The organism is Veillonellaceae bacterium (genome assembly GCA_025992895.1).
Lineage (GTDB): Bacteria > Bacillota > Negativicutes > Veillonellales > Dialisteraceae > Dialister.
In genome coordinates, this window is sequence record DAJPGA010000001.1 from 601,391 (window position 1) to 625,285 (window position 23,895).

Sequence of the window (23,895 nt, forward strand, 5' to 3'; positions counted from 1 at the left end):
AACGCGGGCCATAGTCAACAAAAGCAGCCCGCGGAATTACATTCATCTCATTATAACAGAACTTGTCAATAGTGGTAATTTTATTTCGAGCAGGATGCAGGGAAATAAGGAAATCGGACCAAAGCGCGGGATTTTCGGCTGGCCTGACAGCCCCATTGGAAAAAGGACTGTGGCAAAATGTGCAATCATATCGTCACAGTCCCTTTGTGTTAGTATATTCGATTAGCGGATTATCTAACACAGGTGCATTGGGGTTAGATGAAAAGAGAAAACCATACAACCAAGGCTTTGCCTTGGGGAAATTAACCTCCTCAGGCGCATGCGCGCCAGCTTGGTATGATTCAACAAGAAAGACAGAATAATATCATAAATATATTAGGAGGTCATTCTTATGCCATGTAAAACCAAAGCGTCCCCGGAGGAAATGTTAGACCAGATTGCTTCATATCTCTATCAGGGTGTTACGATTACCCAGGCAGCTGAAAATCTTCATATGAGCCGCATAACATTCAGGAAATGGGTCCTCCGGTATAAAGAGGAGGGCTTTAAGGGATTGCGGCCCAGGCAGCATTTGTCTTACTACTCCAATCAGATGAAGATCCAGGCCGTAAAGGAATATCTTAAAGGCGGTGTTTCCATGCTTTCCGTCTGTGCCAAATACAGAATTTCCGGCACACTCTCCCTTAAAACATGGATTGAGGCGTATAATGAGCATAAGTTGACAGACCTCGTTTCTGAAGGAGGAGATCTTATGGGCAAACGCCAGCAATCGGTGAAGGAAGAGCGAGTCAGAATCGTTCAGGAGTGCATCGCCAGTGGATGCGATTACAACAAGATAGCCAAGAAGTACAACATGTCCTACCAAACGCTCTACACATGGGTAAAAAAGTTCAAGGAAATGGGCGAAGTTGGTCTTGAGGATTACAGAGGAAAGCCGATCAGGCTCCAAACGCCCCGGACCGAAGAAGAACGGCTGCGTCAGGAGAATGCCAGACTTCTTGAAGAACAGAAGGATCTTATAGCAGAGATTGCCCTGCTAAAAAAAAAGATGGAGATAGAGGAAAGGTTGCGTTCCTCGAAGGATTCAGCCTCACTCACCTTCTCAGAGATTTTAAAGCCATAAAAGAAGTCCATGAAGAAACCAACATCTCCATAGAAAGTCTCTGCCGACTCTCAAAGGTCTCCCGGGCAGCTTATTACGGATGGCTGAATCATATTAAGAGCGGCCGTGAACTGCTGAGAGAAAAGGTCGCACAGGAGGTCGTGAAAATCCATCAGGAATATCCGGATATGGGATACCGCCGGATGAACGATTGGATCAAGAAATATAGCGAGAGTCACCTCAGTGTAAGTGACAGTCTGGTTCTTCGTGTCAGGCGGATACTTAATATTAAGTCCGTGATCAAGTACAAGACCGATGGCTGCACCCGTAACGCAAAGGATCCAAAGTACATTTTTGAAAACCTGCTGAACCGTGACTTTGATGCCGGCGTATCCAATGCAAGGTGGATGACGGATGTCACTGAATTCAAGTACACAACTGCTGATGGAGTTTTGCACAAGTTATATTTAAGCGCGATTATTGACGGCCACGATCGTCGGATTATCTCTTATGTCATCGGCGACAGAAACAATACTGCACTGGCTTTTGAGACAATGGAAAAGGCACTTAAAGAGAATCCTGGAGCACATCCAATGATTCATACTGACCGCGGATTCCAGTATACAAGCAACGGATTCCATAAGATCGTTGAAAAAGCAGGACTGGTTCACAGCATGTCCCGCGTAGGCTGCTGTGCAGACAACGGTCTGATGGAAGGGTTCTGGGGAATGCTGAAGCGCGAACGTTACTACACACGTAAATTCACCAGCCGCAAAGCAGTGGTAAGCATGATCAACGGCTACATCTACTTCTACAACAACAAACGCATTCAGCGTAAATTACATCTTTTAGCTCCAATGGAAGTATTCAACGCAGCTCCAATGGCTGCATGATTAAGATTAAAGTACGATTAGATTTTTTATGATATTTATTTGTCTGTATTAACAAATCCGCACCAGCTCCCCCTACGGGGCAAGCTCCGACACCCTTAAACCGAACTTCGTTCGAGGAAAGGCAGAGTTTTACTGGATTTTGCCACAGCCCTTTCTCGTGATTCGTATTATTCTTTTGCTGTGACTTCTTTGACCCAGGCGATGAAGTTGCCGGTCGAATTGCCGGTGCGTTCTGCCATGGTGTGCTTTTGGTTCCAGACGGTGGTGAAGAGGACGTCTTTTACGTCCTTTCTTTGCTTCAGGCCGAGGTAAAGGTTGAGCTCGGTATTGAGAGCCGTGTCACCCTGGAAGAGGCCGGTATTGATGCGCCAGTGGTTGGCAAGGACGGACGGCTTTTCTTCGTCATTTGGAACGAGGATGAATGTCATCGGATCGTACATGATCTGGCGGATGATGGAGGGGACGCCGAGGCTGTCGACGTTGTCCATTTCATCATAGTAAGATTTTCTGATGTTGTCATTGTAGTCAGAGTAAGCGCTGTAGCGGTCCTTGTTGTGTTCCATGAGCCAGGACATGCCGCCGTCGAAGTGCATGGCGCTGATCTTGCCATTGCCGAAGAGAAGGTTTTCCGCCTGGGAGAGCGTGGTGCTGTCGAAGGCGCCGATGCCCTTGGATGCTTTCTTGAGACGGGACGTGAAAGCGCCGATGGATGTGATCTTGGCCGTATTCGTCTTGGCGTCATAGGTGATCCATGGGTCATCGCCGTTCAGGCTGTCGATGTAGTCCTGCGGAGTCTGGTAGGTATGAGGCTCGGTCGGTGTATCCTTCGGGAATGGCATGCCGCCCGGGACCATGGAGGTCGGGCGTTGCTGCGGGCCCTGCCCGGGGAAGCCGCCGTCCATATGGAAATCGCTGCCGCCCAAGGTGAGCGGGAATTGATTGTCTGAGAGGAAATGGTTGAGCGATGTTTCAATGACACCTTTCATGTAGTCATAGTACGTGCCGCTCGCATTGATGCCGTTTCCGTCCCAGCCCTGATGGAGGGTGAGGAGATTTCCATTTTCATCCTTGAGCTGCATGTTGTTCAGGTAAGCGGCATAATTTCTTGCCATGTCCTGGGAAATCGCGCGGGTCCATGTGCCGTAGGCTCTCTCGCCGTCGTTCGCATACTGGCCCATCATCCATTCATAGGAGAAATCGGCCTGCGTGAGGTTCGTGATCGGGCACCATGCCTGCGCGCCGTCGATGGCATCGCTCAGAGGCTTTCCCTTCGCATCGGTCATGAGGGCGCCGATGGAAGAAAGATACGGACCGAAGAAATCACTGTCGCCGGTCGCGCCCATGAGCGCACTCTGCGCGCCGCCGCCGCTGTGGCCGAAGGTGAAGATGCGGTTCTTGCTGCCCGGGATGAGACTGTCATTGTAGCGAAGGTATCTGACAGCGGCTTTGAGGTCCGTGACGCCCCAGGGAGCGCCGCCGACGAATTCCGTACCGTTCGGGTTCGTGCCGTTTTCTCTTCCGCGGCATCCTGCAAAGACATAGACGAAACCTTCGGAAAGGTACGTATTGAGTCCGTCAGGATAGTAAGCGGAGGGCGCCTTCTGCGCGGCATATCCGCCCGTATTGACCGGCATGACGATCGGCGCGGTCCTGGCTGTGTAGTTTCCGACCTTTGCCTTGTCATTGATGATGGCTGTGTACGTGCCGTCCTGATTCTTCGTGCCCTTCATGTAAGCGCCCGGTACGTAGACAGCGAGCTGCTCGTATTCCGTGGCAGCCGGCTTTGTGCAGTAGACGAGGCCGATCTGGTAGTAAATATCATTCTTCTCATCGTAATTCCACTTGGCGGGGTTCACTTTGATCGATTCAGCCGTGAGCGGAGCCTCGGCCGTTTCTTTGGAGTCTGCCTTGTCTGTCTTTGGAGCCGTCTGTACAAAGGCAGCTGTGGTCTTGAAGACCTGTGCTGCTGAAGGCGTCTCATCAGCAGCAGATGCGAAGGATACGGGAGCGAGGCCCATCAGCACAGCGGCTGAAAGGGCGAGCCATTTCTTGGATACCATATTATTCCTCCTTAACAAAAGAGCCGCGGATCGTCTTCCAATCCGCGGCATTTCATTCTCTCTGAATCATTTCTGATTGTTTTTATTATAGGAGTTTGAAGGGGAAAAATCAAACGACGGACCTAGAATTTGCTCCAGTCGTGGTTGTAGATATCCCAGTGCTTCTGCTTCTTCAGGTAAGCGATGCTTTCATCGATATCCGCAAGGAGCTGGTCCTTGTCTCTCGGCAGTGTGGCTGCGAGGCGGATGTAGTTGGAAACGTGGTTGCTTCTGAAAATCATGTGTTCCGTTTCCGGAAGGTCAAGGTGCTCGATGATGACCTTCAGCTCTTCCATGAGTCCGGCCGGGGTGAGCGGTGTGAACTCGCCGCGTTCGAACTGGTCCTTCAGTTCGCTTCCGCGGTAGAGCATGAGGGAGAGTGCGGAAAGGTGGGTCGGTTTGATTTCATTGATGGCTTTTGCGGTGGCCAGGGCATGTCTTTCACTGCCCGGAACGCCTGCGATGCCAAGGATGATCATGATGGAAAGCTGCATGCCGGCCGCACGTACGCGTTTGCCGACTTCGATGGACTGCGGGCCGTCGACGCCTTTGCGGATATCGCGCAGGGTCTGGGTATCGCCGGATTCCATGCCGTAGTAGAGGATCTGCAGGCCTGCTTCACGAAGCTGGGTCAGTTCTTCCACGGACTTTCTGAGGATATCTCCAGGAGCTGCATACGATGCGACTCTTTCCAGGTTCGGGAAATATTTCTTGAGCGTATTCAGGATTTTCAGAAGACGTTCGGTTTCGAGAACAAGCGCATCGCCGTCAGCGAGGAATACGCGGCGGACACCGTCGCGGTCGACGGAGTAAGCCATGGCGATCTGGCGCATGATTTCTTCATCGGTAAGTTTTTCAAACTGGACGCCGCGGTACATGTTGCAGTAAGTGCAGTGGTTGTGCGCGCATCCACGAGTCACGCGGAGAATGAAGCTTTCTGCTTCACTCGGCGGACGGTAAACTGGGGTTTCGTAGTCGTCAAAAAATAATCCTGGCATACGATCATTTCCTTTCAAAGTGGGACATTTTTAATGATACTGTTTTGCAAAATAGTTACATACAGTTTTAATAATCACTATTATACATAATTCCCTTGAAAAATACAACAACAAATTTAAATGTTTAAATATTAATAATTCAAAGGAATGGTATAATGAGTAGGGAAGATAGATCACTATAAAATGAAGAAAGAAAATGCCGGAAATGGCAGGAAAAGAGGTAATCATGATCACGGAAACAGCGCGCGCGAAAATCAATCTGACGCTTTGGGTCGGGAGGAAGAGGCCGGACGGCTACCACTCGATCGATTCCGTCATGCACAGCATATCGCTCTCAGATGAAATTACACTGGAGAAATCGAATGAGATCCTCCTGACAGTCCTCGAAGGCGATGCGCCGGCAGGACAGGAAAACCTCATGGTCCGCGCCGCTGAAGCATTCTTTGCCGTGACAGAACTAGAAGGAGGCGTCTTCCTGACGCTGAAGAAACGCATCCCTTCAGGAGCCGGCATGGGAGGGGGCTCTGCGGATGCAGCCGCCGTCCTTCGCGGGCTTTCCAAAGCCTATGACCATCCGCTCAGCAAGGAAGATCTCCTCAAGGTCGCAGCCAGGATCGGTGCCGACGTTCCCTTCTGCGTAGAAGGAGGAGCATCCCGCTGTCAGGGCATCGGGGAAATCCTGACGCCGGCCAGAGCCTGGGAAGGCCTCCCGCTCGTCATCGCCATGCCGCCGCTCTTCATGCCGACCGGTCCTGCCTACCAGAAGCTCGATGAAAGAAAAGAACTCAGCATCGACAAGACAGAAGACTGCCTCAAAGCACTCGAAAAAAGAGACTGGGAAGGCCTCGCCGATTCCCTCTCCAACGACTTCGAGCTCGGCCTCTTCCCGAATTCTCCGGGACTCCTCTCGGCAGCCCGCTACGTCCAGAGCTTCGACTGCCCCACCGTCATGACAGGCTCAGGCTCTGCCTTCTACCTCATTCCCGAAAGCCACGAAGAAGGACAGTGGATCGTCGAACAGATCCACGAAGAAAAACCAGACTGGTTCGCCCAGACAGCAGAAACCGTTGGAAGACATGAATTATAAAAGAAGACATGAATTATAAAAATAGAAATCTCCCTTTGGGTCCAGGAAATTTGGACTCCAAAGGGAGATTTTTTGATGCTCTCAATTTTCAGATGGCTGCGGATTTGCCAAAGAGGGCGCGGCTGTGATGAATTCATCCGCGTGGGGGAGTTTATCCTTGGCGAAGAGATGCTTCTCCGTTCCTGCTTCGACAGCCTTTTGGTAATACTCGCATTTGTAATTGATGACGTCGAGGATTTTCTTCCATTCCTCGATCTGCTTTTCCATTTCCTCCTTGCGGCGAAGGAAAAGTTCGAGACGTTTCTGAAGCGTGCTGTCGCCTTCGTGGACCCATTCGGAGAACTGGCGGATTTCCTCGATGGAAAGCCCTGCGCCCTTGAGGCACTGGACGATCTGGAGAGAGGCGAGGTCGACGTCGGAGAAGCGGCGGTATCCAGACTCGGTCCTTTCGAGGAAGGGGAGAAGGCCTTCCTTGTCATAATAACGGAGCGTCGTCGCCGGGATGCGCGTCATTTTGGAAACTTGCTGGATGGTATATGACATATTTCCTCCTATTTTTTTGAAAATGCTATTGACCTTAGAGTTAAGTCTAATGTTACACTCTACTCGTAAAAGAAGCAAGGTATGGAATTCAACCACAGGAGGAATCAAGATGAATAAGAAAATGATGAAACGCGCTCTTACGCTCGCTGCATTCGGACTTCTCATGGCTGGCGGCATGATGAATGCCTCTGCTATGGACCGCGCGCCCGTAGTACCATCTAAAGCGCCGGCTGAAACGATCGACGCTTCGAAGCTTTTGAACGCATGGGACAAGACATTTCCTGAAGATGCAAGGGTGAGCCATAAGAAAGTGACCTTCCACAACAGATACGGCATCACTCTTGTCGGCGACCTTTATACGCCAAAGGACATGAAACCGGGTGAAAAGCTGGATGCCATTGCCGTGGCCGGCCCGTACGGCGCCGTGAAGGAACAGGTTTCCGGACGCTATGCACAGGAACTGGCGGCCCGCGGTTTCCTGACACTCGCCTTCGACCCGTCTTACACAGGGGAATCTGGCGGACAGCCGAGAAACACCACATCCCCGGACATTGATACCGAAGATTTCCTGGCAGCTGTCGATTACCTGTCCAACAGGCCCGACGTCGATCCGCAGAAAATCGGCGTTCTCGGCATCTGCGGCTGGGGCGGCTTTGCCATCAATGCGGCATCCATGGACCTAAGAATCAAAGCAACCGTGACATCCACCATGTACGACATGAGCCGCGTCATCGCCAACGGCTACTTCGACTACGATAAGACGCCGGAACAGATCAAAGCAGAAAGAAAGGCCCTTCGTGAAATGGTCAGCGCGCAGAGAACGCTCGACTACAAGAACGGCACCTACAAAATGGCAGGCGGCGTCCCGGAAACCGTCACTCCGGACATGCCTGAATTCGTCAGAAACTACCACGACTTCTACCAGACAAAGAGAGGCTACAGCCCGAGATCTTTCGGCTCCACCACAGGCGCAACACTGAGCTCCCTCCCGGACTTCGCCGGCATGCCGATCAATATCTACGCCGATGAAATCGAGACACCGGTCCTCCTCATCCATGGAGAAAAAGCCCATTCCCGCTACTTCAGCGAAGACATCTACAAGAAGATGAAAGGAAATAACAAAGAACTCCTCATCATTCCTGGCGCCGTCCACACCGACCTCTACGATCATATGGACGTCATCCCGTTCGCCAGGATTGCAGAATTCTTCAAGACAAACTTGAAATAAGGGAATAATAGAAGGAAAAGGGGCTGTGACAAAGCCCACCCAAATGCTGCTTCTTCCTTTTTTCGAGCGCAGCGAGGTTTAAGGGTGTTTGACCTTGCCTCGTAGAGGAAGGTGGCGCCGAAGGCGACGAATGAAGTTCATTTCCTTCGAGCGGAGCGAGGCTTTGAGGTTTTCAGATAGACCGAATAAATACATTTGTTAGTATCCTTTAATGGAATATTCCAACACAAAAGGAGCTGTAGCAAAATGATTGAACATTTTGTCACAGCTCCTTTCTTTTTATTCCTTATTTAATATAAGCGGTAGCTTTGAGGAGGAACATGTTGTCCATCTTCTTGCCGCCCATGTCCTGGGCGTTGAAGCCGTAGTTGGCTTCGATGATGAGGCCTTTCATTGGAACGTAGGCTGCTTTAGCGAGGAAGAATTTCGCGCCGCCGTAGTTTCTGTTCGGGTTGTCAGTGCCATCGAGGACGGCGTCCATCTTGTCGGCAAAGTAAGCCGGGACGTTGCTTCTGCCTCTCCAGCTGCTGTAGACGTGGCCCATGTACTGGTCGGTGATGTCATTGGTGGATCCGCCGAAGTAGGTGCCTGCCTGGCTGTAGATGTAGTCAAGGCCGATAGAGTAGGACTTGGCTTTCAGTACGTCAGCAGTGCCGTAAGCGACGCCGTAGTTGAAGGAGTACGGACGCTCGTTGTTCAGCGGAAGTTTCTTCATATTCTTGACGTATTCAGCGTGGACGTTCCACATCGGAGTGACGTAGTACTGTCCTGCAAGGCCGTATGCCTGAGCAATATTGGAAACAGGACCAAGGGCTCTCATGCCATAAATATGGAATTCATAATGCTGCGGTTTCTTGTAGATGTAGGACGCGTAAGCAATCGGCACATCTTCATCTTCGCCCCATGCCATCTGGACTTTATCGCCCATCGGGTAGAGTGTGAATGCATCTTGTTCGTTAGCGGTGACCACAAGATCATCTGCCATGGATGCCAGGTCAGAGCCACTGGCAACAATCATATCTTTAACTTTTTGAGCGGTGGCCGCACGGATTGCTGGATTGTCACTTGAAAGACCTTTGTTTTTTCCATTGAGTACTTCTATAGTGTTTGTTTCGGTACTTGCTGCGACAGCTTTTGCCTGAGCATCACTATAACCAGCCGCAAGAGCCTGACTGTATGCCTGTGCAGAGGCTAACTTTCCCACAAGGCTGGCTACTGTAGAATTTGAAATTCCAAATCCATGCATCATTGGCGCCGTGTAGTCGACGTTGATGTTTGTTGCGCGGCCGTATGCGAGCGTGAAGTGGCCGCCTTCTCTGTAATCACCAAGGGTAAGGAATGCGCCCTTGAATTCGCCATCATAGGTGTAGCCAGTGACGCCCATCTTGACGGGGAACTGGCCGATACCGATGAGGTTCTTGGATGGTCCGAACGGAAGGCCTGTTGTATCCTGCTTCGGTCCGAACTGGTAGGTCGTCCATAAGCGGTTCAGATGGACTTCACCTTCGCCGTAGCCATTATTCTGATAGCGGGAGCCATCAGAGTTATAGCTGTACTTGTTGACACTGTACACATCATTTCCAGAGAAACCGAGGAAGGTTTCGAGCTGTCCGTAAACGGTGCTTCTGTCATTGACAGTGGTGATCGTATTCAGGCGGACGCGGGCGCTGAGCTCATTGTCCTTTTCCGTATGGCCTTTGAAAATGTTGCCATAGCGGTCGACATCCTGAATGCGGAGTTCAGTGATGAGTTCTGTGTGTCCGGTCTTCTTTTCAAGTTCCGTGACGCGGACGCCAAGGTTGGCGAGATCGTCTCTATACGATTGAGCGAGCTTGTCGACGGTAGCCTGCTGATCAGCAGTCAGGCTGTCCTTTCTTGCGACAAGGCGCGCAATGATCTGTGCAACTTCATAACGGGAAATATTCTTTTCCCCGCGGAACGTGCCGTCCGGATATCCTTCGACGACGTTTTCAGCGGACAACTTGGAAACTGCCTGGTAAGCCCAGGAGTTTGTATCGACGTCCGTGAACGGATTGGCTGCCTGTACATGGAACGCGGCGCACGTAAATACGACGGCTGCCGCGGCTTTCAGTAGACGGTGCTTCATAAAATTCCCCTCTTTTCCAGGGGCTTCCCTCCCAGTGGAAACTCCCTTATCAATCCTTCCCAGGATTAATTTTTATACAAAATACTCACTTTGAGTGATAAAATGCTTCTGAAACTAAAACAATATACATTTTATTTTAGAAGGGTGTCAATAGCAGTTAACAGCAGGTGCTAAAACTTTGACTCATAGTCAAGGCATGAAAAAACCGCAGAAAATCGAACTTTTCTGCGGGGAAAATATACGTGAAGCATGAGATTTTATTATTATAAATAATAGTTTATAGAGACTTATAGATGAAGATATTATCTGTTTTTGAGTAATTCTGTTTGAATTAAGCGGGCACTTTTTAAAACACAGAAAGCGATGACGCAGCCGGCGCCGCAGGAAATGGAGAAGAGGGATACATAGAAGAGAGCACCCTTCGAAGAACCCATGAGAAGAGCGGCAACCGGATAGGAAACCAGCCCGCCGATAATCGAAGTCCCGACGAATTCACCAAGCACAGCGCACCAGAGCTTCTGCGTCTTGCTGTAAAGATAACCCGAAAGGAAAGCGCCGATCATAGAGCCCGGGAAAGCCAGAAGACTGCCCGTGCCAAGAATATTCCGGATCAAAGCCGTCCCGAACGCAGCCGACGTACTGAACCTTGTCCCGCAAAGCACCGCGAGGAAAATGTTAATCATATGCTGCAAAGGAAAAGCCCTTGTCACACCCAGAGGGAAAGAAAAAAGCGGAGAAAGCAGCACACCCGCCGCTACCAGGAGCGCCGAGAAAATCCACTTCCGAAGAGAATCCTGTCTATCCATAACTCCTCCTTGAAGGAAAAAATTCCTGAAATCTTGATTCATTAATAGAATAATATATTTTACCTATTATAGAATCATGCAGGAACAATTTGCAAATGAAGAACAATCAAAACAGAAAAGAAAATAGTGATTGAAAACGGGGAGCGATGAGATGCATTATAATCAACGCGAAAAGCTGTCCCCGTTAGGGGAAGGAGTATGGTAGGGATGGGGTTACATAAGGTTTCAAACAAATAAGAGCTGAGTTCTTTCTTTTATTCCTTACGAAGCTGTCCCCGTCAGGGGAAAGTGGACCGTATACCGATTGACTCTATACTAATATCAGTATAGAGTCAATTGTTTTGTACGGGCCGAAAGAGGTGAAGTTTAAGTAAAGTACTTCCTTTTGCGATGAAAGGGGTTCATTTTTATTAGTAGCGTGAGCACTCGTTTTCCCTGACAGGAAAGCACTTTCCCTTTGTCACCCGGCTTTATCATCTTCCACCAAAAAATCTCCACGATTCCTTTTCAGGACTTCGTGGAGATTTCCTTTTTATTTCCTTATGCAGTCTTTCCTTTAGACGGTGCCATGTGGGCAATGATGAGGCCTACGATGTAGCCGGCGGCGCAGAAGGTGACCCATGCGAGGCCGTAGTGTGCGAACGGAAGGTTCGACATGACGTTGTCGAGGGTGGTGATCTGGAGGCCTGCGGTGTGGATGCCGTCGTAGAGGGACGGGATCAGGGTAAAGAGGGTAACGCAGGCATAGACAGCTCTGTGGCCGTGGAAGAGTTTATCTGTGAATGTGAGGATCATGAGGGAAATCGTCAGCGGATAGAGGAACATCAGGACCGGAATAGCGGCATGGATGATGGTGGTCAGGCCGAAGAGTGCGACGCAGAAGGAAGCGACTGCGAAGACGGTTACCCAGATTTTGTAAGAGAGGACCGGAATCAGGCGGCCGAAGTATTCAGCGCATGCCGTGATGAGGCCGACGCTTGTTGTGAGGCAGGCGAGGAGGACGATGATGCCCATGACAAGACTGCCGTAAGAACCGAAGTAATGAAGTGCAACGCCTACGAGGACTTCAGCACCGTTTTCCAGGTGTCCCAGTTCAGAGACGGAGGATGCGCCGATGAAGCAGAGGAATACGTAAATGATGCTAAGGCAGAGGCCTGCGATGAGGCCGGAACGAAGGGTCATGAATGCGATTTCTTCATTCGTTGTGGCACCGTACTGGCGGACGGAATTGACGACGATGATGCCGAATACGAAAGCGGCGAGGGCGTCCATGGTGCCGTAGCCGTCAAGGAATCCCTGGGAAAGAGCTTTCATCGGATCGATGTAGTCCTTCGAAGCGGCCTGCCAGGGTCCGATTGGAGCGATGGCTGCGCAGATGAAGAGCAGGGCAAGGAATGCCAGAAGAACCGGAGTGATGACTTTGCCGATACGGTCGACCAGTTTCGACGGGGTGACGGAGAGCCACCAGGAAACGGCGAAGAAGACGAAAGCGAAGCCATAGAGTGCCATCTGACGGTTTTCTTCCGAGAAGAGCGGAGCGAAGGCGATTTCAAAAGATGTCGTAGCCGTACGGGGGATAGCGAAGGCAGGCCCGATGGTCAGGTACAGGGCGACGGTGAAGAAAATGGCGTACGGTGTGCAGATACGGGAAGCCAGTTTCTGCAGGTCGTCTCCGGAGTAACCGATTGCCGCAATGCCAAGAATCGGAAGACCCACGCCCGTGATCAGAAAGCCGATTGTAGCGGGAATCGTTTCCACACCTGAATTCTGCCCCATGAATACCGGGAAAATCAGGTTGCCGGCGCCGAAGAACAGCGCGAACAGCATCAGCCCGATGGCAATGAAGGAATTCTTAGATTTCTCCATAATAACATCTCCTTTTCCGAAGGTTTCGCCTTCTACTTCCGGTGGGTACGAAAAAGCCCTGCCGGAAAAACTCCGACAGGGCACATATGCTGTGAGGTACCACCTTGTCCAATTACTCAATTCGCTGCTAACGGGGCTTCCGCCTTTCCCTGCCTCCAAATGGAGTACGAAAAAGGAACTCACGGGTGACGCGGCTGATTCAACTTCAGCGATTTGCACCATCCATCGCCTCTCTGAGAAGATCCCCAGCCTGATTCCTATCCTTGTCTCTAATGATTTAGAGATATTCTAGCATGAGAAAATGAGAATGTCAAAGGAAATATCGTATATATTTTAGAAAAATTTTAGAAATCTGAAAGAGTATATACTTAATGGGATTCTGCTGTGGCAGGTGCCTTGTCTGCAGCTTTGTGCCAGATGAATCCGAGGACGAAGCCTGTGATGAAGAAGAGCGTCCATGCCATGTCGTATTCAGCAAGCGGCAGGGAATGCATGAACTGATCCATAGCCGGAGTCGTGAGCTTCAGCATCTTCAGTCCGTCATAGAGAGCCGGAACAAAGGTGAAAGCCGTTGCCAGCGCATAGACCTTCTGGCTTCCTCCGAAACGCTTGTCGAGGAATGTCAGGATGATCAGGGAAACAGCCAGCGGGTACAGGAAAAGCAGTACCGGGATGGCGCCCTTGATGATGGCAGAAAGGCCGAAGAGCGCGATCAGGAAAGAGAAACCTGCAAAGAGGGCAGCCCATGTCTGACGATGCAGCATCGGGAAGAGCTGATGGAAATAAGCAGCGCAGGAAGCAATCAGGCCGATCGAAGTCGTGAGGCATGCCAGGATGACGATAAGTCCCAGAAGGACTGCACCGGAAGTGCCGAAGTAGTAAGCAGAAGCGCCGGAAAGAACCGGAGCGCCCGTTTCCATATGGCCCAGAACACTGACAGAATCAGCGCCCAGAACGACCAGGGATGCATAGATGACGAACATGAAGAATGTAGAAATGAGGCCGGACTTCATAGCAGAACGAGCCACTTCCTCATTTGTCTTCACGCCGAAGAAACGAATCGATTCCACGACAATGACGCCGAAGACAAGACCAGCCAGGCAGTCCATCGTGTTGTAACCTTCAACCAGTGCATTCGTGAAAGCCTTCACCGGAGCCGAATAAGCAGCGGAAGGTTCCATCCACGGCCCCATCGGGAAGAGGATAGAAGAGCCGATCAGAATGAAGAGGAAAAGAAGCAGCATCGGCGTGATGACCTTGCCGATACGCGGAACAAGCTTGGAAGGAGTGACAGCCAGCCACCAGGACAGAAGGAAGAAAATGAAAACGAAGACATAAAGTCCGATCGTTTTCTGTGCATCCGTCAGGAATGGGGCTGCTGCAATTTCAAAAGAAACCGTAGCCGTACGGGGAATCGCAAAGAACGGTCCGATCGTCAGGTACAGAAGAGAGCTGAACAGCACACCGTACACCGGATGGACACGCGAAGCCAGCTCCCTAAGACCTGCGCCCGAATAACAAATCGCAAGCACAGCCGCAAAAGGAAGGCCGACACCCGTAATCAGGAAGCCGATCGTAGCCCAGGGCGTATTCCAGCCAGCATTCTGGCCTAAGAATACCGGGAAGATCAGATTCCCTGCGCCGAAAAACAGCGCGAAAAGCATGAGCCCGATCGAGATAAACTCGCGGGAAGATTCCTGTGATGATTTTTTCATAAGCGATACCCCATCTTTACTGCAGAGTGAAACGTATTTTATGCTATTTTATCATAGATTAAAGAAATGTAAATCGAAAAAGAGTATAAAACAGTAAATTATATGATTAAAATAAATAAAGAAATGTTATCAAAAAGCAATGAACCCATAAAAAATCCTTATTTTAGAAGAGAGGGAGAGAGAGGAACAGGGCCGCTAGGCCGGTCTTGACCTTGCCCTGGAAGGGAAGGTGGCGGCGGAGCCGACGGATGAGTTGCATTTCCGCGGACGAAGTCCGGTAGTATGGTTCTAATTTTCCTCAATTTCACTCTCTCTTTCCCCATTTCCATCCTCCCTGCTGACGAGAAACACTCCACATGTTAAAATAAAGGGTAAATGCATGATTGAAAGATACAGGAGACAAAGGAAGATGGAAGAAACTTTAACGGAACGTTTGAGACGGATGGCGGACAGGGTGATCTCGGAAAGACCCTCTGACCGCGTCCTGAATTTTACACTGGACGACCAGAAGTACTGGATCAAAAGAAAGCTGGGGAACGGAAGAAACCAGCTCGTGAAGTACTCTGTCGAAAAAGAATTTTATTATGAAATCGCCCGCATGACGATTGCCGGGAGAAATAATCCTGACCTCGTTCCGGAGATTGAAGTCCTGACACCGAATTACATGGTGACGAAGGACGGCGGTCCTACCGTGAAGAACTGGCTCGACTCGGACAAGTCCGAAGCAGAGAAGGAACTCATCCTGGAAGAGGCCGGCGCTGCGCTTGCCTCTCTCCACAAGAACGGCATCGTTCATGGCCGTCCGGCCCTCCGCGATATTACGTGGAACGACGGAGTCATCCATTTCCTTGACTGGGAAAACCGCATGTACTCCCAGGATCTTGCCACGCAGAAAGCACTCGATTTCCTTCTTCTTCTGCAGGGCATCTACCGCGAAAATTATCCTGAAGCCCGCGAAAGAGCAGCCGCTCTCGAAAGGGGCTACGTCAAAAACGGCGGCGAAGAAACGAGAGAGGAAGCGCGCCGTTTTCTGATGAAACATTCCATCGTCGGATCCCTGACACGCCAGCTCGCGCCCTTCAAGATGAAGGACATCGAATCCGTCAGAAAAATTTATGACCATCTTCTGACCTGACAGGCCTCCTGCTATTGCCCGCAGGGCCCGCGCCTTATATACTTAAAGATAGAAACAGATAACAATAACCGTCCCTTCCGGCACTTTCCCGGGAGGACAGGGGAGTGAACATAATGAACTTCTGGGAGCAGGAGCAGGAAAAACTCAAGCTTTGGTGGGAAGGTGTCTCGAAGCGCGAAATCGGGACGTACTTTTTTGGTACCATTTTTCTCCTGTTCCTCGTTTTCATTTACTATTTTGCCCTCGGAATCACCGGCCTTTTCGAATGGTACCGTTTCCAGAGGAGCATGGGGGAATGCTTCATTCTCCTTTTCCTGACACAATTTATGACAAGGAAGAGCCTTCTCCATCCGTTCTGGCGGATCGGCTACATTCCTTTCTTTTCATGGATACTCATATTTCCTTACGTACTCCTGCACGCGGTGAACGGACTGAAGGATGCCTCCTTCAACCACCTGAGCCCGTACTTCCTGACGGCGATCGCGATCCTGCTCCTGATCTTCTTCATCATGAACGTCATCTGCCGCGTCGTCATGGGGCGGAAACTGGCGGTCCTCATCTGCCTCATCGCCGTGTGTTTCTTTTCCTTCAGCGCCTTCATTTTTCTCACGCATTACGCATACATGGGAATCATGATGACGCCCAGGGAAATGTTCTTCGCGCTGTACAGTCCGGGCAAGTGGTTCTCCCACGTCGTCCTGACGCACATCGGAGGATTGAATCTCATCCTGATGAACCTCGGGATCCTGGCTTTCGTCATCCTCTATGCCCGCTGGATTTACCAGAGCGCGTACGAGCTGGACAAGAAATGGATCAGGAAGGACACCGCGTCCTATTCCGCCATTCACAGGACACTCCAGTTTCTCGTATTCTTCGGCTGCGCATGGCTCCTCATCCGCTGGGTGAGTGAATGCTTCCCGCTCCACGACTACGAACAGGCAAGGCAGTACCAGGAGTATTTCGATATCATCAGGAATACGCCGCTCTAAGGCAGCGCATCCCGTTAGGGGTTATCGGAGGTGATGCCTTTTGTATAAGAAATCAGATAAAGCAGAGCTGACCGTCAGGGATAAGATGCAACTTATCCTCGACATCGGACAGCTTATGATGGAAAACGGGGCCAGCAGCAAGCGTGTCGTCAGAGACATGCTCCGCGCCGCCGCTTACCTTGGCATTTACTGGGAAAACGTCCAGATCCACATCACATACAGCACCATCATGATCAATGTGGACGACGGCGTCACGTCGGAAACCATGTTCCGCAAATGCTACAAGCACGGCGTCAACATGATGACGACGCTTCTTGCCAACCAGCTCAGCTGGGACGCACTGAAGAGCAATGAATCCTATCTCATCTACCGGAATCAGATGATGACCATCCAGCAGATGGCAAGGAAGAGGCTCTATCCCCAGTGGCTGACACTCTTCTGCATCGGCATGGCATCCAGCGCCTTCTGCCTCCTCTTTGGCGGACACTGGTACGAAGCCCTCTATACCTTCATCGCCGCCGTCGTGGGCGCCTACGTCAAGACACTCTGCGAACGATTCGGCGTCAATATTTACATCGGCATCGCTGCCAGCGCTTTCTTTGCGACCGCGACAGCCTACCTCACACTCTACATACCAGGGCCGCCCTGCTCGTGGCTGCCCGTCGTCGCCTGTGCGCTGACACTCATACCAGGCGTCCCGCTGATCAACTGCGTCGACGACTTCCTGTCGAACTACCTGAACTCAGGCATGACGCGATTCACGCAGACCATCCTGGTCATGACTGCCATGACATTCGGCCTCTCCGCCGTCGCCGTCATGACAAGCGTCCCGAACTTCACCGGCGTCCGCATCGCGCCTGAAAGCCTCTATATCGCGCAGGCCCTCGCCGCCGCCATGGCAGCCGCCGGCTTCTGCGTCATGTTCAACATCCCGAAACGATACATACCGCTCGCATGCTTAGGTGCCATCATTACCGTCGACATGAGAAACATCCTCATGATCGACTTCGGAACAGGCATGGCCACCGCCTCCTTCATCGGAGCCGCCACACTGTCCCTCTTCCTCTTGATTGTCGCACGCAACCTGCATGCCCCGGTATTCGTCCTGACCACACCGGCCATCATCCCATTGATCCCCGGCGTCCTCCTCTACCGCTTCCTCTTCGCCGTCATCCGTATCCATACACTGACCACGGATGAATTCATGTTCGCCATGCAAAACGGCGTCGAAGCCGCCCTCGTCATCCTGGGCATAGCCTTAGGAGCCACACTCCCCGACGTCATAGCCCACCAGTTCATCGACCGCTCCAAGAGAGAACGCTTGAGAAAAATCCTCGAAGAAAGAGATGGACAGGAAGCCGTCATCGAAGACGCCGCCAACCTCGACCACGCAAGCGAGAGAAGATAAAAATTAGTGAAATAAAAAAACTGTGAAATCAGGATTCCTGATTTCACAGTTTTTATTATGATTCTATTTTTCGTTCACCATGCAGCGTGCGGACATTGTCCTTCGTCCTGTCATAGGCTGGATTTCCAAGCGTGAGATTCGGCTCATTAATCGGAAGACTTTGGATACCCATGATTTCCGTCATGAAATTATAAACAAGATCATTGGTCCAGTAATCATTTTCCTGACCCTTCAGCGTTTCAAATAAGGCAGGATTGGCAGACCGGTAAGAATCAGAGAAATGAACAACAAATGGGATGCGGCTCATCTGATTCGTGAACTTTGTACTTTCATGGCCTTTTCCAAGATCAGGTTCCTCACCATGGTCAGAAAAATACACAAGCCCTTGGAAATGAGGATTGTCCTTGACCAGATCATAAATCCTGCTCAGAACAAAGTCCGTATAAAGGACCGCATTGTCATACTCATCTCGCTTCGTACCGGCCTCGTCAAATTTCTGATATACAGCAGGATAACGGTCTGCATAGGTCGTATGCTCTCCCATTAAATGAAAGACAACTAACGCATTGTCCACATTTTTAAGATCAGGTGTCTTTATTGGCAATTCCTCATCAAGATAAGCTGTCTTTATGTTCGTGCCGACTTCACCATTCAGCCATACCTGATGCTTGGCCGTGGAAGCAATTTCTGCAACCGGCGTATCCCATGCACCATAACGTTCCTGGTTGCTGATCCAGTAAGTATCGAATCCGGCTGCATTGGCGATTTCAATCAGCGAATACGCTTTAGCCAGCGGCACCTGATTGTACTGATTCTTTTCACTCAAAGCATATGTCAGTACAGGAACCGTATGAGTATGGTTCGAATACGGATTTTTGAAAAGGAGAGTTCCCGGCTCCTTGGCAAACTGAGTCAGCCAGGGCGTCGTTTCACGCTGGTAACCGTAAGCAGACATATGGTTCCTCGTTTCGGATTCCCCGATGACAAGGACATAAATGCCTTTATGACTGGGCAGGACAGGGAGAGTACCTAACGCATTGAGCCGCTGAATACGCTTTTCCTTATTTTGCGCAAACATCGTATAACTCTTAACCGAATCACGGACAGAAAGGACGATATGAGCCGGTTCATATTCTTTGGCTGCATAGGTTGTTTTTAAACCAAGCGCAAGCAGGACAATCATCGGAAGAATACCAAGCCATCCGTGCGGCGTCGAGGCAAAAGAAGGACGGTCCGTCACGCATACTGTGTATGCTGCTTTGAAAATCAGGACGGAAATAAGAAGGAAAGCGGCAACGGCTAATCCTATGTAGAAAGGATTCTGGCTCATCAGATAAGCAATGGCCTCATCCTTATTTGTCTGGTAAATCGTCATGACGATATCCGGACGCAGGTAGTGCTGACTTAATGCAAAATAACCCCAGAGAACCAAGTTCGGCACTGCAAGAATTGCCAGGCTGATAAAAAGCCACGCACTGGATATGATACGGCCAGCCTTTATCTTTCCCGTAAGGGCAGCGGCATTCTCTATGCAAAGCCATACAAGGAGAATCGATCCCCAGATCGTACTCGCCAGAGAAATGTTCCCAAGGAATTCTCCTCCGCCTACCGCAACATGATCGATCAGCTTGATGATAAGTCCGGCAGACAGGAACAGCATCATGCCTGCGTAAATGGCAAGGAATCTTTTCCTGTAATTCCAAAAATGCCCGGCAAGAGCGAAAATGACACCTCCGGATAAAATCCCTTTTAGTCCATGGAGATAAAGCCCTTCCTTTAAAAGAGAAACAAGACAGATGTTGATACACGCGTAAAGCGCCACAAATAAAGCGGCCTTCCCAAAATCCGCTTTTCTGCGACTAATAAATTGAACCATTATGCATACTCCCTGTGCATATAATTTTATGCAGTATATGTATACCTTCCCAATTGCATACATACACTGTATATAAATAGTACAATTATACAATATTTGTACAGTACTGGATATCGTAGCACTACGTTTGGTTATTGTCAATTTGCCAATAACGCAAAAGATACGGGGCAATATAAGTAGATGTATTCATATTGAAATAAATGTAGCATTTCTATTATATGAAAGTACTGTGACAATCCAGTGTCCGGCTCAATTTGAAGTGGAGTTTTTTGTATAGATTTATATGCAAAAATTGATATTAAAGAAAAAACGCCAGCGAAAGCTGGCGGGGAGAATTTTGCTGCGTTTATTTCTTTGCTCTTTCTTTTTTAGCTTCTTTACGGAGTGCATGATGCTGAGATTTCTGGCGGAACCTTTCAAATGTATTTTTCCAACGATCCAGTTTCTGATGGAAACGTAAAGAGCGGAGAGCAGCGGAAGAGCCCGGAGCAAAAACGGCTTCATCCCAAATGTCTGGATGCTCTGTAAGAAAAGCACAGATGGTAATCGGTTTCTTTAGTCGATTCAGCTCTTCTTGGATTTGCCCGATGCTTGATGGACTTCCGTTCATTTCCCAGGATACATCATCATCCGAGCCATAAGTCCATGCAGAAATCTTGGGCTTTTCACCAGGCCAAACGGTCCAGTCATAAGCAAAGTTTCCATCGGCAAGAATATGGATCATTGAAGCAGTATCTTCTTCTTCATAGAGTTCAAGTTCTGTGAGACCAGGAGTGGATCCTTCTGCTTCATTGATGGTAAATTCCACCCAGTCTACAGATTTCTGCACTTCGATGGAAAAGTCATTAGGGAGGCCGTTCTTTCGGAATGGTCCTGTGCGGAATTCATATCCTGTACTGAACCGAAGCGTACCGTCAAGGATGCGGCTTTCCGTATCAATGTTCCCATAGAGAACCGCTTCGCGGATGGTCACCGGATGGGTAAATGTAAGGCGGCAGGTTTTTACTTTGTCATCTTCGGGAGGTGCCCAGAGGCAGTCATCCATCGGCATGGCGGGCTTTGCCATGTCTGAACTGCCCAGAAGGAGAAAGTCATTCAGATACTTGATATTTCCAGAGGATGCTGAAACAGCAGCCTGCATGGAGAGATTATCCGTGCGGCGTTTCCAGAAGACCTGATCACCATTGGCGATCTTAGCGGCATATCGGTAGCCTTTTTGTGATACGTGACAGCAAAAAGCCTTATGAATGAGGTTATCAGAAAGAAGAGGCCTTCTGCATTCCTCGGGAACAGGAAGCCTGATTCTCTCATCCCATGCATAGGCAGGATTTGACGTTTCCCAGGAAGGTTCGGGAAGATTATCCCGTGCGAAAACGGTGGACAGCATGTGAGGCGCATAGAAATCCGGTACGGATTCAAAAGCGGTCTTATAAGCAAATCCTTTGAAAATGACAGGGAAATATTCATTTCCCGGGCGCTGAAGGATCCGTCCCATAGCTGTCTCGAAGGCAGCCGAACAGGCACGATGATCCGGATGGACGTCATAATCAATGCAGAGAATGGCATCCGGCTTATGAGCAAGGACGACATCTTCCATATCCTGAATCATGCCTTCCCGCGTGAAAGGACGGTGGAATCCATGTGCTGCCATACAGAAATCAGGAGCAGCTTTTGTCCCGTACGTTTCATGGCGGCCGCGAACGGTAATTGGTTCATTTAGACCGTATATGTAAGGGTCAGATTCCCCATAACGCCCTCCATCCGGATAGCCAAGGAATATGACATCATCCTCCTTGACGCCTAATGTTTTCAGTGCCTTTACAGCTTCTCTCCTCCGGATATCTGGCGTATATAAATCATCGCCCCATGTGGAGAAAACGCAGATAACGTGAACCCCTTCCAGAATGGCGCCGTGAATCGTTGATCCGGCAACGTTGATTTCATCATCCTCATGAGGGATGACGACCATCAATGTCTTTCCTCTGAAGATGGATGTATATGAAAATGAACTGTCAGCCATATGAACCTCCTGATGAAGGAAAGATATAATCTTCCCATGGTGATTTAATTATAGCAAAGGCGGGGATAAATGAAACAAAAAAACGAACGAACCCGGAAAGGCTCGTCCGTTTTTTATTTCACTTTATATCGTGCAGGGATGGATCATTTGCTACAATCCATTTTCCATTTACTGCCAAAGCCTGATCTGCGTTTAAAGAATAAAGAGGGGAGGTGAGATCATACGTGGGAGAATAGTCATTATTTGGTGCTTGGATAAGACCACACATGGTATCAAAGAGAAGATCATTGGTAAAAATCTTTTCTCTGTTATTACGAAGTGCTTTGGCCGTATTCGGAAAAGCAGTTTCATACTCAGGGGATAAATAGAAAAATAAAGGAATGTGCAGCATAGACCATGTGACGTGCCCTTCACCGTGACCATATTTCATATCTTCTCCATGATCGGAAAGATAAGCCATGGCTGTCATATGAAGATTTTCTTTCGAGTAGTTGAAGATATTTTTGAGAACATAATCTGTATAATCTACAGTTGTTGCATAATCATTCTCCGTTTCATCAGCGCCGGGAAGAGACAGATAGGGCCAGTCGTCAGGAATGCGGCTGTCGTATTTAGCATGGCTGCCCATGAGATGAAGGACTATAAAATGATTGCCGTTTCTCGGTACTTTTTTAAGGAGAGAAATGAGATCAATATCAGCTCCTTCGGCATGTGTAGTCCATAACGTATGATCAGCACCGGATGAAACGAGATCCACACTAGGGTTGCCGGCTCCCAACTGACGGTGATTGCTGATTCACCAGGTGTCGTAACCTGCTTTCTTAGCAACATCAAGCAGTGTGACAACCTGACCAATTTCTTTTTCGTTATACTGATTAATACCGGTCAAAGCCATGGAGAGTGCGCCAGCAGTTGCTGGGAAATTGGTATAAGCATGGTTAAAGAGATAAAAATCTTTATTTTCTTTTTCAGAGGTAAGCCAGGGCGTCGTATCAACAGGAAGAGAAGGGGTGAATGCAGTCATTAAGTCGCTTGTCTCGCTCTCTCCGATGACTAAAAGAACAGTGCCTGGAACACGGGATGCAAGAGTATTATTTATGCCATTTGCTAAGACCAGCTTAGCGGCATTGATAGTGTGTAATTTTTTTGCATCACGAATGCTGTGGATGTATGCCTGCGACAATTGGTAGTCAAGAACAGGAAACGAACGTGGAATCCAATGACGAACATTGATGATCCCAGCTGCAAAAAGAAGAACAGAAAGGGCAATGATCCATTTTGGCCATTTCGCGGATGACATTCCACCGTTTTTTATGTTGCGGACAAGAAGTGTAATCGTTGGCACAAATAAAACAAGAAGGAGAATAACACCGAGGCAAAGTGTCTTCACGCTGATAAAGGATTTGAGAAATCCAATCGCTTCAGAAAGATGAGTCTGTACAAAAGGAAGAAAATCAGCCGTAGCAAACGTACTGCCATAAATGAGGAAGTATGAGAAATATATCAAAGCGCAAATGATTTGGAATGTTGTGATGAGAAAGGTGCCTATGGCAATCAGGATGGATAAAGGGCGTCTTGCTTTTTGCTGCCAGAATGCAGTAATGACAGAAATGCTCAAGAATCCCAGTGCTTCCATAACATATGGATTTAAAAGATGACGGAAATCCGGGTCACGATTTCCGCTTCCAGTACCGATTACATAAGGGAAAACAAGCATTAAAGCAAGAAATCCGGGGTATGCCGCATGCCAGAGACGCCCGCGAATATCCTGACCACAAGTTAGTTCCAGCAAAAATATAGTTACGAAAGTTAATAAAGCATCCCTTAAACTGAGGTTCCATTCCCACAGAAATTTAATTCCGGTGAATGCAAACCAGCCCCAAAGGACTGCTGTAAAAATAATGGAAACTAAACAATACCACGCAGCATCTTTTTTAGTTATATTTCGAACAGATAGGATTTCGCCTATATCTTTTTTCAGCATTCAGATTCCTCCTTAAGATATACGCATTTATCATACCAC

The 23,895-nt window shown here is 49.2% G+C and carries 18 protein-coding genes; 7 read left to right on the forward strand and 11 right to left on the reverse strand.

The genetic code is table 11. From position 1 onward, the window contains the following. Positions 1–424: 424 nt before the first annotated feature. Together OIM03_02380 and OIM03_02385 are read left to right on the forward strand one after the other, a co-directional pair. On the forward strand, positions 425–1,123 hold the full coding sequence (locus OIM03_02380) for a helix-turn-helix domain-containing protein (protein HJI73120.1): 699 nt from the start codon (positions 425–427) through the stop codon (positions 1,121–1,123). Between the two features lie 29 nt (positions 1,124–1,152). Continuing rightward, positions 1,153–1,995, forward strand: coding sequence for an IS3 family transposase (locus tag OIM03_02385; protein ID HJI73121.1), 843 nt, complete (start codon positions 1,153–1,155; stop codon positions 1,993–1,995). 167 nt (positions 1,996–2,162) lie between these two features. Here OIM03_02385 and OIM03_02390 read toward each other — a convergent pair whose 3' ends face one another. After that, a complete protein-coding gene (locus OIM03_02390) occupies positions 2,163–4,055 on the reverse strand; it encodes a hypothetical protein (protein HJI73122.1) in 1,893 nt (630 codons plus the stop codon). Between the two features lie 122 nt (positions 4,056–4,177). Next, positions 4,178–5,092 (reverse strand): radical SAM protein, encoded by a 915-nt coding sequence (locus OIM03_02395; GenBank protein ID HJI73123.1) that lies wholly within the window; start codon positions 5,090–5,092, stop codon positions 4,178–4,180. Positions 5,093–5,297: 205 nt separating this feature from the next. Between OIM03_02395 and ispE the strand changes: the two genes are divergently transcribed. Next, the gene (ispE, locus tag OIM03_02400; protein ID HJI73124.1) at positions 5,298–6,179 is read left to right on the forward strand and encodes a 4-(cytidine 5'-diphospho)-2-C-methyl-D-erythritol kinase; all 882 of its coding nucleotides are present in this window, start codon (positions 5,298–5,300) and stop codon (positions 6,177–6,179) included. Between the two features lie 81 nt (positions 6,180–6,260). On the opposite strand, the gene OIM03_02405 is transcribed toward ispE, so the two are convergent. Next, positions 6,261–6,722, reverse strand: a complete 462-nt coding sequence (locus OIM03_02405) for a MerR family transcriptional regulator (GenBank protein HJI73125.1) — start codon at positions 6,720–6,722, stop codon at positions 6,261–6,263. Positions 6,723–6,831: 109 nt separating this feature from the next. Between OIM03_02405 and OIM03_02410 the strand changes: the two genes are divergently transcribed. Beyond that, a complete protein-coding gene (locus OIM03_02410; GenBank protein ID HJI73126.1) occupies positions 6,832–7,950 on the forward strand; it encodes an alpha/beta hydrolase in 1,119 nt (372 codons plus the stop codon). 286 nt (positions 7,951–8,236) lie between these two features. Here the strand turns inward: OIM03_02410 and OIM03_02415 are convergent, their stop codons facing one another. The 4 genes from OIM03_02415 to brnQ (OIM03_02430) all read right to left on the reverse strand — a co-directional run bounded on the left by OIM03_02415 (position 8,237) and on the right by brnQ (OIM03_02430) (position 14,444). Continuing rightward, positions 8,237–10,057, reverse strand: a complete 1,821-nt coding sequence (locus OIM03_02415; GenBank protein HJI73127.1) for an S-layer homology domain-containing protein — start codon at positions 10,055–10,057, stop codon at positions 8,237–8,239. A 302-nt stretch (positions 10,058–10,359) separates the two neighbouring features. Then, a complete protein-coding gene (gene thiW / locus OIM03_02420) occupies positions 10,360–10,863 on the reverse strand; it encodes an energy coupling factor transporter S component ThiW (protein HJI73128.1) in 504 nt (167 codons plus the stop codon). 540 nt (positions 10,864–11,403) lie between these two features. Beyond that, on the reverse strand, positions 11,404–12,729 hold the full coding sequence (gene brnQ / locus OIM03_02425; GenBank protein ID HJI73129.1) for a branched-chain amino acid transport system II carrier protein: 1,326 nt from the start codon (positions 12,727–12,729) through the stop codon (positions 11,404–11,406). Between the two features lie 368 nt (positions 12,730–13,097). Then, entirely contained in the window at positions 13,098–14,444 is a 1,347-nt protein-coding gene (brnQ, locus tag OIM03_02430; protein ID HJI73130.1) for a branched-chain amino acid transport system II carrier protein, read from the reverse strand. Between the two features lie 409 nt (positions 14,445–14,853). Here brnQ (OIM03_02430) and OIM03_02435 point away from each other — a divergent pair, with 409 nt between their 5' ends. The 3 genes from OIM03_02435 (at position 14,854) to OIM03_02445 (ending at position 17,976) form a co-directional block, all read left to right on the forward strand. Next, positions 14,854–15,579: a hypothetical protein gene (locus tag OIM03_02435; GenBank protein ID HJI73131.1), complete on the forward strand. Its 726-nt coding sequence runs from the start codon at positions 14,854–14,856 to the stop codon at positions 15,577–15,579. 104 nt (positions 15,580–15,683) lie between these two features. Next, on the forward strand, positions 15,684–16,568 hold the full coding sequence (locus tag OIM03_02440) for a hypothetical protein (protein ID HJI73132.1): 885 nt from the start codon (positions 15,684–15,686) through the stop codon (positions 16,566–16,568). A gap of 40 nt (positions 16,569–16,608) precedes the next feature. Continuing rightward, complete coding sequence (locus OIM03_02445) at positions 16,609–17,976, forward strand: threonine/serine exporter family protein (GenBank protein HJI73133.1); 1,368 nt, start codon at positions 16,609–16,611, stop codon at positions 17,974–17,976. A gap of 55 nt (positions 17,977–18,031) precedes the next feature. Here OIM03_02445 and OIM03_02450 read toward each other — a convergent pair whose 3' ends face one another. From OIM03_02450 to OIM03_02465, 4 genes are all read right to left on the reverse strand, one after another. Further along, the gene (locus tag OIM03_02450) at positions 18,032–19,798 is read right to left on the reverse strand and encodes a phosphoethanolamine transferase (protein ID HJI73134.1); all 1,767 of its coding nucleotides are present in this window, start codon (positions 19,796–19,798) and stop codon (positions 18,032–18,034) included. 400 nt (positions 19,799–20,198) lie between these two features. Further along, the gene (locus OIM03_02455; GenBank protein HJI73135.1) at positions 20,199–21,872 is read right to left on the reverse strand and encodes a PIG-L family deacetylase; all 1,674 of its coding nucleotides are present in this window, start codon (positions 21,870–21,872) and stop codon (positions 20,199–20,201) included. Between the two features lie 118 nt (positions 21,873–21,990). Beyond that, entirely contained in the window at positions 21,991–22,629 is a 639-nt protein-coding gene (locus tag OIM03_02460; protein ID HJI73136.1) for a sulfatase-like hydrolase/transferase, read from the reverse strand. A 39-nt stretch (positions 22,630–22,668) separates the two neighbouring features. Then, positions 22,669–23,856 (reverse strand): sulfatase-like hydrolase/transferase, encoded by a 1,188-nt coding sequence (locus tag OIM03_02465; GenBank protein HJI73137.1) that lies wholly within the window; start codon positions 23,854–23,856, stop codon positions 22,669–22,671. Positions 23,857–23,895 lie beyond the last annotated feature (39 nt).

Bases quoted from the DNA above. Each gene is read 5' to 3' on its own strand.
- OIM03_02380 (HJI73120.1), top strand. From the start codon at position 425: ATGTTAGACCAGATTGCTTCATATCTCTATCAGGGTGTTACGATTACC.
- OIM03_02390 (HJI73122.1), bottom strand. From the start codon at position 4,055: ATGGTATCCAAGAAATGGCTCGCCCTTTCAGCCGCTGTGCTGATGGGC.
- OIM03_02395 (HJI73123.1), bottom strand. From the start codon at position 5,092: ATGCCAGGATTATTTTTTGACGACTACGAAACCCCAGTTTACCGTCCG.
- ispE (HJI73124.1), top strand. From the start codon at position 5,298: ATGGCAGGAAAAGAGGTAATCATGATCACGGAAACAGCGCGCGCGAAA.
- OIM03_02405 (HJI73125.1), bottom strand. From the start codon at position 6,722: ATGTCATATACCATCCAGCAAGTTTCCAAAATGACGCGCATCCCGGCG.
- OIM03_02410 (HJI73126.1), top strand. From the start codon at position 6,832: ATGAATAAGAAAATGATGAAACGCGCTCTTACGCTCGCTGCATTCGGA.
- OIM03_02415 (HJI73127.1), bottom strand. From the start codon at position 10,057: ATGAAGCACCGTCTACTGAAAGCCGCGGCAGCCGTCGTATTTACGTGC.
- thiW (HJI73128.1), bottom strand. From the start codon at position 10,863: ATGGATAGACAGGATTCTCTTCGGAAGTGGATTTTCTCGGCGCTCCTG.
- brnQ (HJI73129.1), bottom strand. From the start codon at position 12,729: ATGGAGAAATCTAAGAATTCCTTCATTGCCATCGGGCTGATGCTGTTC.
- brnQ (HJI73130.1), bottom strand. From the start codon at position 14,444: ATGAAAAAATCATCACAGGAATCTTCCCGCGAGTTTATCTCGATCGGG.
- OIM03_02435 (HJI73131.1), top strand. From the start codon at position 14,854: ATGGAAGAAACTTTAACGGAACGTTTGAGACGGATGGCGGACAGGGTG.
- OIM03_02455 (HJI73135.1), bottom strand. From the start codon at position 21,872: ATGGCTGACAGTTCATTTTCATATACATCCATCTTCAGAGGAAAGACA.
- OIM03_02465 (HJI73137.1), bottom strand. From the start codon at position 23,856: ATGCTGAAAAAAGATATAGGCGAAATCCTATCTGTTCGAAATATAACT.